This is a genomic window from Marinifilum sp. N1E240 (assembly GCF_009295825.1).
Taxonomy (GTDB): Bacteria; Bacteroidota; Bacteroidia; order Bacteroidales; family Marinifilaceae; genus Marinifilum_A; species Marinifilum_A sediminis.
This window is the reverse complement of the sequence record NZ_WHKF01000009.1, coordinates 79,633-95,078: the sequence shown is the minus strand read 5'-3', so window position 1 is coordinate 95,078 and position 15,446 is coordinate 79,633. Positions and strand designations below refer to the sequence as shown.

General features: G+C 34.8%; 10 protein-coding genes and 1 tRNA gene. 3 read left to right on the top strand and 8 right to left on the bottom strand.

Going from position 1 to position 15,446, the window contains the following annotated elements; translation table 11 throughout:
* Nucleotides 1-38: 38 nt before the first annotated feature.
* From GCQ56_RS17470 to nagB, 3 genes are all read right to left on the bottom strand, one after another.
* Nucleotides 39-1,496 carry a glycosyltransferase family A protein gene (locus tag GCQ56_RS17470; protein WP_152735822.1) on the bottom strand — a complete coding sequence of 486 codons (1,458 nt, stop codon included), beginning with the start codon at nucleotides 1,494-1,496 and terminating at the stop codon, nucleotides 39-41.
* An 18-nt stretch (nucleotides 1,497-1,514) separates the two neighbouring features.
* Nucleotides 1,515-4,622, bottom strand: a complete 3,108-nt coding sequence (locus GCQ56_RS17465) for a fibronectin type III domain-containing protein (RefSeq protein ID WP_152735821.1) — start codon at nucleotides 4,620-4,622, stop codon at nucleotides 1,515-1,517.
* 104 nt (nucleotides 4,623-4,726) lie between these two features.
* Complete coding sequence (nagB, locus tag GCQ56_RS17460) at nucleotides 4,727-6,709, bottom strand: glucosamine-6-phosphate deaminase (RefSeq protein ID WP_152735820.1); 1,983 nt, start codon at nucleotides 6,707-6,709, stop codon at nucleotides 4,727-4,729.
* 271 nt (nucleotides 6,710-6,980) lie between these two features.
* On the opposite strand from nagB, the gene GCQ56_RS17455 reads away from it, so the two are divergent.
* Both GCQ56_RS17455 and murQ read left to right on the top strand, forming a co-directional pair.
* Nucleotides 6,981-7,811 (top strand): ATPase, encoded by an 831-nt coding sequence (locus GCQ56_RS17455; RefSeq protein ID WP_152735853.1) that lies wholly within the window; start codon nucleotides 6,981-6,983, stop codon nucleotides 7,809-7,811.
* Between the two features lie 10 nt (nucleotides 7,812-7,821).
* Complete coding sequence (gene murQ / locus GCQ56_RS17450) at nucleotides 7,822-8,658, top strand: N-acetylmuramic acid 6-phosphate etherase (RefSeq protein WP_152735819.1); 837 nt, start codon at nucleotides 7,822-7,824, stop codon at nucleotides 8,656-8,658.
* Between the two features lie 81 nt (nucleotides 8,659-8,739).
* Here the strand turns inward: murQ and GCQ56_RS17445 are convergent, their stop codons facing one another.
* From GCQ56_RS17445 to GCQ56_RS17425, 5 genes are all read right to left on the bottom strand, one after another.
* Complete coding sequence (locus GCQ56_RS17445) at nucleotides 8,740-9,456, bottom strand: FadR/GntR family transcriptional regulator (protein WP_152735818.1); 717 nt, start codon at nucleotides 9,454-9,456, stop codon at nucleotides 8,740-8,742.
* Between the two features lie 322 nt (nucleotides 9,457-9,778).
* Nucleotides 9,779-11,152, bottom strand: a complete 1,374-nt coding sequence (locus GCQ56_RS17440) for a dipeptidase (protein ID WP_152735817.1) — start codon at nucleotides 11,150-11,152, stop codon at nucleotides 9,779-9,781.
* A 173-nt stretch (nucleotides 11,153-11,325) separates the two neighbouring features.
* Entirely contained in the window at nucleotides 11,326-11,910 is a 585-nt protein-coding gene (locus GCQ56_RS17435) for a DUF3109 family protein (protein WP_299994303.1), read from the bottom strand.
* Nucleotides 11,911-12,009: 99 nt separating this feature from the next.
* The gene (gene gpmI, locus GCQ56_RS17430; RefSeq protein WP_152735816.1) at nucleotides 12,010-13,539 is read right to left on the bottom strand and encodes a 2,3-bisphosphoglycerate-independent phosphoglycerate mutase; all 1,530 of its coding nucleotides are present in this window, start codon (nucleotides 13,537-13,539) and stop codon (nucleotides 12,010-12,012) included.
* A 249-nt stretch (nucleotides 13,540-13,788) separates the two neighbouring features.
* Nucleotides 13,789-13,861, bottom strand: a tRNA-Phe gene (locus GCQ56_RS17425).
* A 256-nt stretch (nucleotides 13,862-14,117) separates the two neighbouring features.
* On the opposite strand from GCQ56_RS17425, the gene GCQ56_RS17420 reads away from it, so the two are divergent.
* Nucleotides 14,118-15,419: a S41 family peptidase gene (locus GCQ56_RS17420; RefSeq protein WP_152735815.1), complete on the top strand. Its 1,302-nt coding sequence runs from the start codon at nucleotides 14,118-14,120 to the stop codon at nucleotides 15,417-15,419.
* The last annotated feature ends 27 nt before the right edge of the window (nucleotides 15,420-15,446 follow it).

Genomic DNA, 15,446 nt, shown 5'->3' with positions numbered 1-15,446 from the left:
TCAATTCACAGAACTCCGTTTTTTATTCTATCAATATCTTATTTAATTAGCAGTTTTCTTGCCTTTAATTCAATAGTTCGAACTCTATCCTTATAGGTATTGTGTGCGTTCATTTTTTCCACATCCAAAGAAGCATCAGAGTTATCATCCCAACGACGACACAAATAAATTGGATTGTAAATTCTACCAATCTGGTACTTACGAGAAATTGCCAAACCTAAAGCATAATCTTCACCATAGTTCACATTTGGAATAGGGTTTTTACGCAATACAGGAGTGTAAAATGCTCGTGGCGCTCCCAATCCATTAATACGAAGTGCATTATTTCTACCATTGTCTGGTGTCCACTCTTTGTGGTCGATAATTCCCGGAGGGATTTCTTCCAAATCGAAATTCACCATTTGATAAGTACCAACAACCATTGCACAGTTTTCTCTGTAAAATGCATCAACAACTTGCTGAACAGTTGTTTCATCCGCATACAAATCATCACTATCTAACTGAATTGCAAACTTTCCGCACAGCTCATTGCTTACAGCTTCATTCCAACATCCACCAATACCCAAATCTTTTCTTTCCGGTATGATATGAATCAAACGAGAATCCTGCTCAGCATATTTTTTAATGATTTCAGTTGTTCCGTCAGTAGAATAATTATCAACAATTATCAAGTTGAAATCGACATTAGCTTTTTGTGCTAGCACTGATTTAATAGCATCTTCAATTGTTTTTACACGATCGCGAACCGGAATTACAACAGAAGCTTCCACTTTAAAGTTTCCCTCATCAAAAGCAACATCAGCAAATTTAGGCGCCAAATAAGCTCCAATTCTTTTCAGATGCTCAGTACACGCAACTTCCATTTCGATTTGCACAGAACGATTTTTTGGATCAACGTAATCAAAAATCTTTTCGCCAGATTTCCTAGTATCCAATTCTTCTTCGGTATACAATACCTCTGGAATTCTTAGAAATTCTGAACGGGCTGCAACTGCCAATCGCAATGCATACAATCCTGCATGTTCATAATTTACTTCTACATCCTTCACCGCGTCCTTTACTACTTTAGCATCGTAAAAAAGAACCGAACCAAAATTGAAATCATCTCTTAAACTTCCTTCCTGATAATCGATCACTGGTAAATTCTCAACGACGCCTTCTTTAATTGCTCTATGATTTGAATATACCAACCCGCTATTTGTATCGCTAGCTACCTGATAAAAACGATCCAAAGCCAACTGCCCCAAGGTTAAGGCACTTGTTTTTGTGTAGATAAAAACATAATCCGTATCCGTTTTTTCTGCAATTGCCTGAATAGTTTTCCCAGATAATAAGCTTTTATCTGTCAAGTGTTCTGCACCCTCAATAGCTTCTCCTTTTGTATTACCTACAAGATAAATTTTAGAAACTAATGCTGATTTATTTAACTCACTTACCGTTATTGTTGTTTCCTCTTTTGTTCCAAAAGGAATGAAACACGTAATTTTTGCACTCATTTTATATAGTCTTTTTTGTTATTTTTTCTCTTTATTAAAAAACTTTAAAATCTTAGACATCATTTCGATTCTCTCCGCCTCAGTTTCTATTGTCTCAAATGGAAATCCCATTATTACTGACTTATAATCACCATTAAAAAGAACTCCTGCACTTTTAGTATTTTTACTATATCTTAAAAATACGCTTGTATTTTTTCCGACTGGTTCAATTGCATCTGGAGCTTCAACTTTGTATATATTTTGATCATATCCGGTTTCAAACCGATAATTTCCATCAAAATCTTCTCTCACTTCGTTTGGATGCGAAACCATTCCCGATTTACTAGCATAATTTGTTCTGAACTGATAATGCAATTCTTTTTCGGTAAATTCTTTCACCAAAGAATCTCCACATAATTCTACATCTGTCCCAATATATGCACCGGATAAAATCATTTTAGCATCCTTAGATAGTATGTACTTTTTAATCGCTTTACGCATTTTAGGAGTGTAAATGATAAAATCCTTATTCTCCAATCCGTAAATTCTTGATGTTGTTTTTTCCTCTCCAAATAAAAGGTCCAAAGCAAAATATTGTTCTGAGTTCCATTCCTGTTCCTCAAAAGCCTCATCGCTCATTGAAATAAATCCATAACCTGATGCTTTTATAGCTTCACCATGCACATAAGGATAATCGAAACTATTTCCTGGTATTATTTTATCCTCCAAATCAGCATAAGAAGAGCCATGACCACAAGCATCATCGTCCTTCCACTTTGATTTACGATCCAAATCATATTGATCGCCTACATAAGCAATATTTCTTTTATAAGCCACACCTTCATCAACAGAACTCATAAAGCCAGCGTACTTTCCATCATCAAAACCTTGTGGAGCAGATACTCTATCAAATCCATTGACAATAAGAACAGGTTGCTTTCCATTTTCCGACTTACAATAAGCTAAGATTTCGGAAGGAAAACTTTCACCTCCATCGTTAATCGCTGTTACCTTAAAGCTATAAATCACATTAGATTCAATATTTTTAATCTCGTAAAAACTATCACTTACAAGAATTCCATTATCGAATCCTCTATCGTTTATTCGGGTGTAAATCTTATATTTTTCAGGTTTAGCTGTTACCTCCAATTCATCATCAACAGCTTTCCAACTTAGTCTGATGCCTTTATCAGTTTCATCAATTTTAAAATAATTTACCGGCAAGGGTTGAACCACATAATCTCTCCCATCCTGATTTGATAAAAATTTTAGAATTCCTTTATAATAGGCTCTACTTACATCAAACTTGAATTTTGGATCCATTGCCTGATACATATCTGCAAAATTCTGATGAGACAACATTTCAGAAAGCATGGTTGGAACTTTTGGACGATAAGATTCCGAATATTGCTTGTTCCACATTCCTCGCCTACTCCACTTAGGTTCGTATAATTTCTTAATGTCATTAACTACCTGCGTTTGTACAATATCACACAAATCACGACTAGCCCATTTTGACTGTCCATTTGGAAAAATATCAGTATCTCCTCTTGTGGTATTATAAATAGCTAAAGTTCCAATTATTTTATCATTAGGTGTAATTCCTGCATCCGTATGAAATGCTAAAGCCATATCAACTGGAACACTTAAACCTTTAACATCAACCTGTTTTGTTGGACCGGAAGGAGCACCTATTAAATAGTCAACCCATTCACCCCTACTCATATAGTCATCCTTGTAATCAGTTTTTCCTTCTTCCTTTTTCTGAAACTTAGCCGCATCTTTACCTCTATTGCTATAATCAGCCTTATAATCTTTATTGATACTATAAACAATAGAATCAGGCATTCCGGCATATTGTAAATAATATCGAGCAGCCTCGTGATAACGCGGTCGGTTACTTGTGTATTTTTGCCAAACTGAAGAATCCATTTCGAAACCTAAATTGTTTCTTTCTGATTTTAAGTTTTCAAGTTCTGCATTTGTACCACGAGCAATATTTCCCATTCCTCCGCCAAATCGAACTGCATCGGCAGATACCCAGTTCCCTTGTTCTTTACTCTGATTGCTCAATTCCACCATTCCCATTTCAGGATTTTTCCCTTCTTCGAACAGGAATGTTCCCAAGTAGATCCAGGTTTTACCACCCATACTCTGATTCACCAAAAAATCTGAGGTTCCACCAGAATGATGTACGGAATAATGTGCGTCCGTTACATTATCATCATCCGAAGAGTAAGATACATAAACAGCATATTCACCTTTTTGCGGGATTTCTGGAATGTATTGTACAGTGGAAGTTGAATTTTCGCTTGCTTCAATTTGCTTACTATTTCCCAAATTAAAAGGATTCTCTCCTTCCAGATAAAATGGATATTTATTTGCAAATCCTTTCAGTGTGTTCACTTCCCAATTTCCAATTTCCTTGTATTCTGAATTTCCAGAACTCCAATCAGCATCAACAATAAGCTCATTTTTCTGAACATCTCTCTCACGAGGAAACAAAGTAACGGCTCCAGCATTCTCCAGCATTGGAGCAATATAAGGCACGACAAATTCCATGCTCCACAAATCTTCCACAGTAGTAAAAACTCGTGCTCTTTGCCATTCCCATCGATCCAAAGTATTATCATAGTACCACCCGTGTGAATGCCACAATGCGATATGATTTCCTTGCAATCCCCTATTTAAGTTTGAATTTGAACTAAGCTTACGAACCAAAGCTTGCTTTTTGTCTTTCAATGGACTTAACCTATCTTTTGCGATAGCATCCTCACGATAAAAATTTGGAATTAAATCTTCTATTGGCATTCCCATTGTTTCAATACGAACAAAATAGTTCCGGAATTTTCTGCCAAGATTTTTTTGAAGATTTACTTTGTACTGTTCTACAGTTTCATTACGAAATGGTATATATGAAAATACAGAATTCATATACACTACAATTTCCATCCTATTTGGATTTAATAGAAGACTATCAAGTTTAAACTTGTATCTAAAATCAGAAGAAACTTGCTCTGCAAATTCTATAGCTGCTTTTTCTGCTTTTCGCTGTTTACGATTAGATTTTTCAGAAGCCTGCACATTAAAATTTACGATCAATAAGATGGTAAATAATCCGATTATTTTATAAAATTGATTACTCATAAAAGAATTTGTTGTGAAATATTTCACTGTAAATCAAGGATATTTCGTGTAAAACTTTAAAATTTTAGCAAAGCAATATTCTTCCAATTTAACCCTTGTTAAATCTAAACAATAAACCTGACAAAAGCTTCAATTGCTTCGTATTCTGCCAATCCTAATTTGTTAAATAAATTAGCTGTTGCTCTATTTCTTTCTTCAGATCTTTGCCAAAATAATCTTGAATCTCCTCCCATATATGGAGCAGATTCCATCTGCGATTGATGACGTAAAATAGCATTCCTTTTAAGCTGTAACTCTTCCGGACTAATTGGAACTGCCATTTGTATTTCATCCAAATCCCACTCCTGCCAAGCTCCTCTATACAACCAAACATAACAATCATCCATCCATTCCTCTTCTTTTACAATCTGAAGAGCCTGATAAATTCCCTCCCAACAAACACGATGAGTTCCATGCGGATCGGACCAATCTCCAGCTGCGAATATTTGGTGAGGTTTCACCTTTCTTAATAAATTAACAAGAATTTGAACATCCTCTTCTCCTATTGGATTTTTTTTCACTTTTCCTGTTTCATAGAATGGAAGATCAAGAAAATGAAGATTTTTAGAGCGAACACCCACAAATCGACAAGCAGCTTTAGCCTCTCCTCTTCTAATTAAAGCTTTCATTCTTCTTACCTCAGGAGTATCAATTCCTCCTGGCTCCTTATTCTCTAGTAAAAACTTACGAATATCTTCAATAACACACTGAAGATTCCCTTCGTTAGTATCGTGTGTTCTTGCAAAACTTTTCACAAAAGACAAATAACGAACTGCCTCATCATCAGCAACAGCAATATTTCCAGAGGTTTGATAAGCAACATGTACTTCATGGTTCTGATCCACTAATCTTTTTAAAGTTCCACCCATAGAAATCACATCATCATCGGGATGTGGACTAAAAACCAAAACTCTTTTACTTGCTGGCACAGCTCTTTCCGGACGATAAGTATCTTCAGCATTTGGCTTTCCTCCTGGCCATCCAGATATTGTATGCTGCAGATCATTAAAAACTTTAATATTTACCTCATAAGCCGATCCATACCACGCAAGAAGTTCACTTAAGCCATTGTCATTATAATCTCTATTGGTAAGCTTTAATATGGGCTTCTCTAATTTGTTACAAAGCCAAACAACTGCTTTACGAATCCAAAAACGATCCCACTCAACACTACCAACTAACCATGGTTGCTTAACTCTTGTTAAATCGTTCGCTGCTGGTACGTCTAAAACAAATTGCACTTCATCATGACGCTGCAAATAACTTGCTGGAACTGAATCTCTCTGACTTTCTTCCAACGCCTTTTTTACAATTGAAGCTTTTCCCTCACCCCAAGCCATTAGAATAACTCGTTTTGCTTTAAAAATGGTTCCAACTCCCATTGTAATAGCAGCTTTTGGCACCTTATTCAATCCATTAAAATCTTTGGCAGCATCACGTCTTGTTAATGAATCAAGCATGATTAAACGAGTCTTTGAATCTAATTGTGAACCAGGTTCATTAAATCCAACATGACCTGTCCTACCAATTCCTAAAATTTGAAGATCAAGACCTCCGAAAGAATCAATTTTCAATTCGTAATTAGAACAATATTTAAATATTCCCTCTTTACTCACTTCTCCATCAGGAACATTAATTTGTTCTCTTGGTATATCAATATGGTTAAATAATACATCATCCATATAATAATTATAGCTTTGCGCACTCTTATTTACCATTGGATAATATTCATCCAAATTAAAAGTAATCACATTTTTAAACGATAATCCTTCCTCTTTATGCAAGCGTACTAATTCTGCATAAACTCCTAAAGGTGTTGCACCGGTGGCCAATCCAAGCACACAAAAATCATTTTGATCTGCCTTCTTCCTAATTAAATTTGCAATTTCATGAGCAACCCATTTTGCACCTTTCTCAGCTGTTGCAAAAATATCAGCAGGCATTTTTTCATATCTTGTCATTACCGTTTTATCGAATTCATCTGATGGTTGGTAATACAACTTAGCTACATCAAGCTCTCCTCCAAATTGTAATATCTGATTTTCCATTTTGCTATCTCCTGATTTAAATTACTTTCGAATCAAAAATAGGATAGAATTTTAAATTTTCCAAAATTGGTATTACATGTTATATAATACTTTTAACCCGCAAATATTTTTTATATATTTGTATCATGAAAGTGGAATTCCTATTAACAAAAGGATTTAGAGATGATTTCAGCACGCTTTTCTTATGCTATTTAGTTGATAAATTCTAAATTAAAATATAATTTCACCTCAAAGTATGACTCATCATACATGTTATAAAAATAAAAAACATATGATTTTAATTGCGGAAAGCGGATCAACAAAAACGGATTGGATTCTTTTAAATGAAGGGCATATTCATAAACAAGTACAAACTTTAGGAATAAACCCTTTTCATCAAGACATCAATTCAATAATTGAGAATATTAAATCTCTTGAAAGATTTCAGTCAATTGATCAAATCTTTTTCTATGGAGCAGGTTGCGCTACCGATGGCACTAAACAAAAAGTAAAAGATGCCTTATTTAAAGTATTTCCGCATGCATCAAGCGAAATTCATAGTGATATTTTAGCCGCCGCAAGATCGGTTTGTGGAAGAGAAAAAGGAATTGCGTGTATTATTGGGACGGGATCAAATTCATGCCTTTATGATGGTGAAACTATCATTCACAATGTTCGTCCGTTAGGATATATTTTAGGAGATGAAGGAAGTGGCGCTGTACTTGGGAAAAGGCTGATTGCTGACATTTTAAAAGGAGTAGCCCCAGAAGACATCACTATAACATTTTATAAAAAACATGATTTAGAATACGCTGATATTATTAACAAAGTATACAGAGAAGAAGCACCGAGCCGTTTTTTGGCTCAGTTTACAGTTTTTCTTTCCGAAAATATAGAACACTCTTATGTAACTAATTTAGTTCAAGAAGAATTCACCAGGTTTTTTGAACGCAACATCAATCAATATAATAATCATTCATCACTTCCAATTCATTTTATAGGAAGTGTTGCATACTATTTTAAAAACGAATTAAATGTAGTTGCTGAACAAATGAAACTACAATTAGGCAAAATAATCAAGAGCCCGCTTGAAGGCTTGATTAAATTCCATATCGAAGAATAAGATTTGAAACATGAATAAAACACCAAATAAGAAAACCAATAACAAAATAACAGAAGCACCATCAAATTTTTCTGATCTGGAGAAGATGTCGGTAAACGAATTACTTCTTGGAATTAATCAAGAGGATGGTCAAATTCATTTGGCAGTTAACAAAGCTATTCCTGCCATAGAAAAATTCGTTAGTCTTTTAATTGATCGAATTAAATCGGGTGGAAGATTATTTTATCTAGGTGCAGGAACTAGTGGAAGACTTGGCGTTCTTGATGCTTCAGAACTTCCTCCTACTTTTGGAGTTCCCGCCAATATCGTTATTGGTTTGATAGCAGGAGGAGAAAAAGCATTAAGAAGTGCTGTTGAATCTGCTGAAGATGATCCTGAAAAAGCATGGGCAGAACTTCAAAATTATGACATTAACGATAATGATTCGGTATTAGGAATTGCTGCATCAGGAACAACTCCTTATGTAATTGGCGGTGTAAAAAAAGCTCGTGAACATGGTCTACTAACTGCTTGTATTACCTGCAATCCAGAGGCACCTGTTTCGAAAGAGGCTGAAATTGTAATCGAAGCCATTGTAGGACCTGAATTCGTTACTGGAAGCACCAGGTTAAAAGCTGGAACCGCTCAAAAATTAATCCTAAATATGATTACTACCAGTTTGATGATAAAACTGGGCAGAGTTAAAGGAAACAAAATGGTTAACATGCAACTAACCAATAAAAAACTAGTTGAGAGAGGTACCTTAATGATTATGGAAGAATTAAAACTTGACAAAGAATCCTCGAAAGGTTTATTACTTGAACATGGTTCAGTAAAAAAGGCAATTGAAGCATATAGAAAAGCATAAGTACCACACGCACATAAATACGAAAAGCGGAGTCTGAAACTAATTTTCAAACTCCGCTTTTCACATCCACTCAATTTAATCTTACTTTAAGTGCTGAGTATATATTTCTAAAGTACGATCGATTTGAAGTGCCATTTCCTTATAGGCAGAATCTCCATTTTTATCTCGAATGGCTTCAAAAATGGAACGATGTGCTTTTACAGTAAAATCTTTTTCACCATCCACATTGGCATAAATTAAATTACGCATTCTAGGTAACAATGAATAAATCGGCTCCATTGAAATAATCATCACCTTATTACCAGTCGCTTTGGCAACATTTAAGTGAAACTTATTGATGATATCAGCTTCTAACTGTGTATTATCTGGATCACAATCTGCCAGATCAGTTATATTTTTATTTAATACAGCCAAATCTTCATCTGTTCTATTTAGGGCTGCAATTCTAGCTATTTCTGGTTCAAATACTCTTCTAACTTCAATAATTTGAGAAATCAGGTCACTATCGAAACTTAAATCGTAGTACAAGTTTAAAGATTCTATTGCATCTTCAACTTTCAGTTCGCTTACGAACATTCCACTACCTTTTTTGATTTGAATCAATCCTCGAGCACTCAATCTTCTTAAAGCCTCGCGAAGAGCAGTTCGACTAACAGCAAACATTTCACACAATTCTCGCTCAGAAGGTAATTTGGTTCCAACCAATAACTTCTTTTGTCTTATTGCTTCTTCGATTCGGCGTTCGATTTTTTGACTTAATGTTTGAGCCGTACCTATTTTTCCAAAAATTTCATCCATGTAATACAAATTTACTTCAAGCTGTCCGATTCTAACGTTTTACATCTTAGTACACAAACTTTCCACACAAAAAACGTTACTAAATCATCCAATTTTATACATTACTAATTTAGCTATTGTTTTAGCTAAATTCAAGGTTAGAAAGACTTTTGATCGAAATTATCATTATAATTCAATGTAATATAATAAATATTTTTGCAATCACATAAAGAATTCCCTAACCTTATTAGCAGAATGCAAAGTTATCATACCAAAATTTGATTTGCAACAAAAAAAAGGCATTTCACATGGAAATGCCCTTAATTTATAGCAATTTAACAAATTACTTTTTCAACAATTCAGCATAGTGCTTGTAGAACAAAGGAATTGTGTTGATTCCGTTGAAAAACTGCTCCAATGGATAATTTTCGTTTGGTGAATGAATTGCATCACTTTCCAAACCGAATCCCATTAATACTGATTTGATTCCTAAAATCTCTTCGAAAGAAGAAATGATTGGAATAGATCCACCTGAACGTACAGGAACCGGACGCTTACCATAAACTTCAGTATAAGCTTTTTCAGCTGCAATATATGCTGGGAAATCGATAGGACAAACATATCCCTGACCACCATGCAATGGAGTAACCTCAACTTTAACACAATCTGGAGCAATAGCTTCGAAATGCTCTTTGAAAAGAACAGAAATCTTTTCCCAGTTTTGGTTAGGAACCAAACGAGTAGAAATCTTAGCGTGAGCTTTTGAAGGAAGTACAGTTTTAGCACCTTCCCCAATGTAACCACCCCAAATACCACAAATATCGAATGATGGACGGATACCAGTATGCTCTGAAGGAGAAAATCCTTTTTCACCTGCCAATGCTTTCACATCAATAGCTTTTTTGTATTCTTCCTCATTAAATGGTGCTTCAGCCATCATTGCTCTTTCTTCAGCAGTAACTTCGATAACATCATCGTAAAATCCAGGAATGGTAATGTGACCATTATCATCAACCATTTGAGTAATCATTTTAGCCAATACGTTGATTGGATTAGCTACAGCACCACCAAATAATCCTGAATGAAGATCACGATTAGGACCAGTTACTTCAACTTCCCAATACATTAAACCACGAAGACCTGTAGTAATCGATGGGATATCAGGAGCAATCATTCCTGTATCAGATACCAAAATTACATCAGCTTGTAACATCTCTTTGTTATCTTCACAGAACTTAGGGAGATTTGGAGATCCAACCTCTTCTTCACCTTCAATCATAAACTTCACGTTACATGGAAGGCAATCATTCTTCACCATATATTCAAAAGCCTTCGCGTGCATGAAAGCTTGTCCTTTATCATCATCAGCACCACGAGCCCAAATTTTACCATCTTTAATTACTGGCTCAAAAGGATCAGTATCCCAAAGTTCGATAGGATCAACCGGCATAACATCCATGTGACCATAAACCATTACTGTTGGTAGGTTTGGATCGATAATTTTCTCACCATAAGTAACAGGGTTACCTTCAGTTTCCATTACAACAGCTTTATCGGCACCAGCATCCAACATCAGTTTCTTCCAGCATTCTGCTGCTTTGTACATGTCAGGCTTATTCGCTTCAATTGAGCTAATAGAAGGAATTCGAATTAATTCAAATAATTCTTCCAGGAATCTCTCCTGATTCTCTTCAATATATGCTTTAATATTCTCCATATTAAGTGTGTTTATTGTATTTAAATAAATTGGAAGGTAAATATACAATAGATCGTGAGAATTTATATATGAGATTTAAGAATTATTTACAAAATCCAACCTACTAAACAATTAGCATAAAAAAAACAGCGACCTTTCGATCGCTGTTCTCCTTTATATCTCTTTAAAATTAGCTATTTTCTAATTTTCATGATTTCACCAATATTCTCTGCTGCATATTCCAATTCTTTATACCAATCTTCTCCATATTTACGAATCAATGGCTCTTTTAAAAATTTATAGACAGGCGTACCATTCTTAAATCCCAATTCGCGAGCAGGTTTACAAATGTCCCATTTGTTATAATTTACCGCATCAAATTCGGCATATTTGTCAATTCTGATTGGATATAAAGAACATGAAATTGGTTTGCGATATTTTATTTTTCCATCGAGATACGCCTTTTCGATACCGCATAAAGCAGATCCATTTTCAAAAATGGTGTAAACACATTCCTTATCATTAATAATGGGAGTAACCAAGTCGTCATCAGAATCAATCACTGAAGTACCCTGCTTCTCAATCTCCTCAATTCCTTTTTCAGTAAGATATTCTTTAATATCTGGATAGATTTCTTCAAGAATTGCTTTTTCTTCCTCGTCTAAAGGTGCGCCTGAATCTCCTTCGATACAACATGCACCTTTACATTTGCCGAAATCGCAAATGAATTTCTTTTCAATCACATCAAGACTTACTATGGCTTTCCCTATCTGTAACACTATTTCCTGCTTTTAAAATTATACCAGCCAAGCTGATAAAAAAATTCCGTATTATCGCGCAAAGATAATACGGAATGTTTTATATACAGTTACAATCTGTTATTTTATCAACGATTTTCCTGTCATATCCTCAGGCTTCTCAATTCCCATGATATCCAATAAAGTTGGAGCAACATCGGCAAGAATACCATTGTCCAATTCTTTTGGATTTTCAGTAACCCAAATACATGGAACAGGATTTAATGAGTGAGCAGTATTTGGTGAACCATCAGCATTTACGGCAAAATCAGCATTCCCGTGATCTGCAATAATAATTACATCGTAACCATTAGCTTTTGCAGCTTCCACAACTTGCTTTGCACAATTATCAACAGCCTGAACAGCTTTTGAGATCGCTTCGTAAACACCTGTGTGACCTACCATATCGCCATTTGCAAAGTTCAAACAAACAAAATCAGCAGATTTAGCATTCAATTCAGCAGTAATTTTATCAGCAACAGCTGGAGCCGACATTTCTGGTTGTAAATCGTAAGTTGCTACTTTAGGCGAAGCAACCAACAGTCGGCTCTCTCCTTCGAATTCAGCTTCCTGTCCTCCAGAGAAGAAAAATGTTACGTGAGCATATTTTTCAGTTTCAGCAATACGAATTTGCTTTCTACCTGCATTTGCAACAACCTCACCCATTGTGTTTTTAACATTATCCTTATCGTAGATTACATTAACACCTTTAAAGTTCGCATTGTAACAAGTCATGGTGTACCATTCTACATCCATGGTTTGCATGCCAAAATCAGTAATGTTTTCCTGAGTAAATACGGTTGTCATCTGACGCAAACGATCTGTACGGAAGTTGAAACAGATTACAACATCACCTTTTTCAATTTTTGCTACTGGTGCTCCATTAGCGTCAACCATAACAGCTGGTTTAATGAACTCGTCAGTTACACCTTCTGCATATGATTCTTCCATTGCAGCAATTGCACTTGTTGTAGCCTTTCCTTCTCCCTTTGTATATAAATCGTAAGCTAATTTTACTCTATCCCAGTTGGTGTCTCTATCCATTCCGTAGTAACGACCAATGATAGAAGCAAACTTAGCAGAACCCGTTTTTTCGATTGCTTCTGAAAAAGTCTTCACAAATCCCAAACCAGATTTAGGATCAGTATCACGTCCATCAGTTAAACCGTGAACAAATACATCATTCAATCCGAAAGCCTGAGCTGCATCGCAAAGAGCAATTGCATGTGAACTTAAAGAGTGTACACCACCATCACCAATCAAACCGATCAAATGAACTTTCTTGTTATTTTCTTTGGCATAAGTAAATGCCTTAACAACTTGCTCATTATCTTTCAAAGTATCTTGCTCTACAGCCATGTTGATTTTTACCAAATCCTGATAAACAACACGACCTGCACCAATATTTAAGTGTCCAACTTCAGAGTTTCCCATTTGTCCTTCAGGCAAACCTACAAATCTACCTGCCGCTTGCAACTGAGAATTTGGGTAAGTTTCCAATAAACTATCCATGTATGGAGTTGCCACAGATGAAATTACATCAGAGTTTGATTTGTCACCAATTCCCCATCCATCAAGGATCATCAATAAAGCTTTCTTATTATCTGTCATTTCGAAGTATTTTATATCTAATATTCTGTTATTCTATATCTAAGTCTTGCAAAAATATCCTAATAATTGTAATAAAAAAAGAACTTAGAGGATTGAAAGTCTTTATTTTAGATCGAAAACGTTTGCTTTTTGAAATTTGTTCAATCTCAAACAAAAATTTATTGAAATAAGTGTTGTGAAAATCTACAATTTGAGAAAAATAGCTTCGGTATAAAACAAAAAAAACCGATCATTCGATCGGTTTTTTCGTGGTACCACCTGGAATCGAACCAGGGACACATGGATTTTCAGTCCATTGCTCTACCAACTGAGCTATGGTACCCTTTGTTTTGGTGCTACAAAAGTAAATAAAAATCCTACTTTGCAAAATTATTTCAGACAAATGAAATTCAACTTCACAATGACCGAATACTCAAATCAATTCAAAATCAATTTTTTCACCCCTTATTTAGATCGTTTACAAATACATTATTCACTTTCTCAAACAATAGAGCTTTACTTTGTTCGTTTAAAATTAAACAAGGTATGATTTTTGTTATTCATACAATCTTACTATTAAATACTAAAAAATCAGATTTATGACACATATTCTTTCCAATAAGTCAGTTCGATATTTAATTCTAATCATTTTTTCATTATTTACTCTATATTCTTGCAGTGACGATGACAACAACAGCTTTAACAGAGGTGATGATGTAAGCATTTTCGAAACCATTGATAAAACAATGAACGAATGGTATTTATGGAATGATGAAATTCCAAACCTTAATTCAGATGACTACTCCTCAGTTAATAAATACTTTGAAAATTTACTTTCCTCAAAAGATCGATGGAGTTATATTGCCAATTTAGAAGAGTTACTTGCATATTTTGAAAATGGAACTTATACAGGTTATGGATTGGCATTTAAATATGATCAAAATGACGAGCTTAGGGTGAAGTTGATATTTAGTGAATCTCCTTTGGTAAAAGAAGGAATTACCAGAGGCTGGAAATTAATGGAATTAAATGGCAATATGATTTCAGACTTAACCGACGATCAAGTTCTTAACGAGTTAGATAAAACTTCGGGTAATTTCGTTTTTGAAAATGATTTGGGTGAAAAAAAGGAATTCTCAGCAAATCAGATTGAATTGGATCAAAATTCTGTTTTAAAAAGAGAAGTAATCGAATATGAAGGAAATAAAGTGGCTTATCTAGCATTCGACAGTTTTATTGGAAGTTCTGAAGATGACTTAAATGAAGCTTTTGATTATTTCAAAGCAAATAGTGCTGATGAATTAGTTCTTGATCTTAGATATAATGGCGGTGGAAGTACATATATATCGAACCAACTAGCAGGTTTAATCACAGGAAATATCTTTCAGGGTGAAATCTACTCTAAAACCTTTCATAACGAAAGTAAAACAAATGAAGATTTCACAGAGGCTTTCTACGATCAATCATCAGCATATGATTTCAACAGAGTATTTATCATTACCACCTCATCAACAGCTTCGGCAAGCGAAATGGTAATTAATGGTCTTAAGCCATACTTAGGAGAGGAAAATGTAATACTGATAGGAAGTACAACCCATGGAAAACCTGTAGGCATGTATGTTTTTGAAGAACCCAAATATGATTTAGCAATTGTTCCAATTAGTTTTTCAATTACAAATGCCAATGATGAAGGAAATTATTTTGAAGGCATTTCTGTAGATTACGAAATTTCAGATGATTTGAGCCATGATTTTGGAGATCTAGACGAATCTAACTTTAGGGCAGCTCTTGAATATATCAATCAAGGAAGTTTCCCTGTTATAACTGCTGCAAAGTCTTTATCAACTACCGAAAGAGAATTCAAGAAAAAAGGATTAGAAGAGTTAATTGATGCGAATTAAATAAGCAAATGAGGTTTGAGTAAATGA

Excerpts from the sequence above, each read along its gene's own strand:
- GCQ56_RS17470 (WP_152735822.1), bottom strand. The coding sequence starts at position 1,496 with ATGAGTGCAAAAATTACGTGTTTCATTCCTTTTGGAACAAAAGAGGAA.
- GCQ56_RS17465 (WP_152735821.1), bottom strand. The coding sequence starts at position 4,622 with ATGAGTAATCAATTTTATAAAATAATCGGATTATTTACCATCTTATTG.
- nagB (WP_152735820.1), bottom strand. The coding sequence starts at position 6,709 with ATGGAAAATCAGATATTACAATTTGGAGGAGAGCTTGATGTAGCTAAG.
- GCQ56_RS17455 (WP_152735853.1), top strand. The coding sequence starts at position 6,981 with ATGATTTTAATTGCGGAAAGCGGATCAACAAAAACGGATTGGATTCTT.
- murQ (WP_152735819.1), top strand. The coding sequence starts at position 7,822 with ATGAATAAAACACCAAATAAGAAAACCAATAACAAAATAACAGAAGCA.
- GCQ56_RS17445 (WP_152735818.1), bottom strand. The coding sequence starts at position 9,456 with ATGGATGAAATTTTTGGAAAAATAGGTACGGCTCAAACATTAAGTCAA.
- GCQ56_RS17440 (WP_152735817.1), bottom strand. The coding sequence starts at position 11,152 with ATGGAGAATATTAAAGCATATATTGAAGAGAATCAGGAGAGATTCCTG.
- gpmI (WP_152735816.1), bottom strand. The coding sequence starts at position 13,539 with ATGACAGATAATAAGAAAGCTTTATTGATGATCCTTGATGGATGGGGA.
- GCQ56_RS17420 (WP_152735815.1), top strand. The coding sequence starts at position 14,118 with ATGACACATATTCTTTCCAATAAGTCAGTTCGATATTTAATTCTAATC.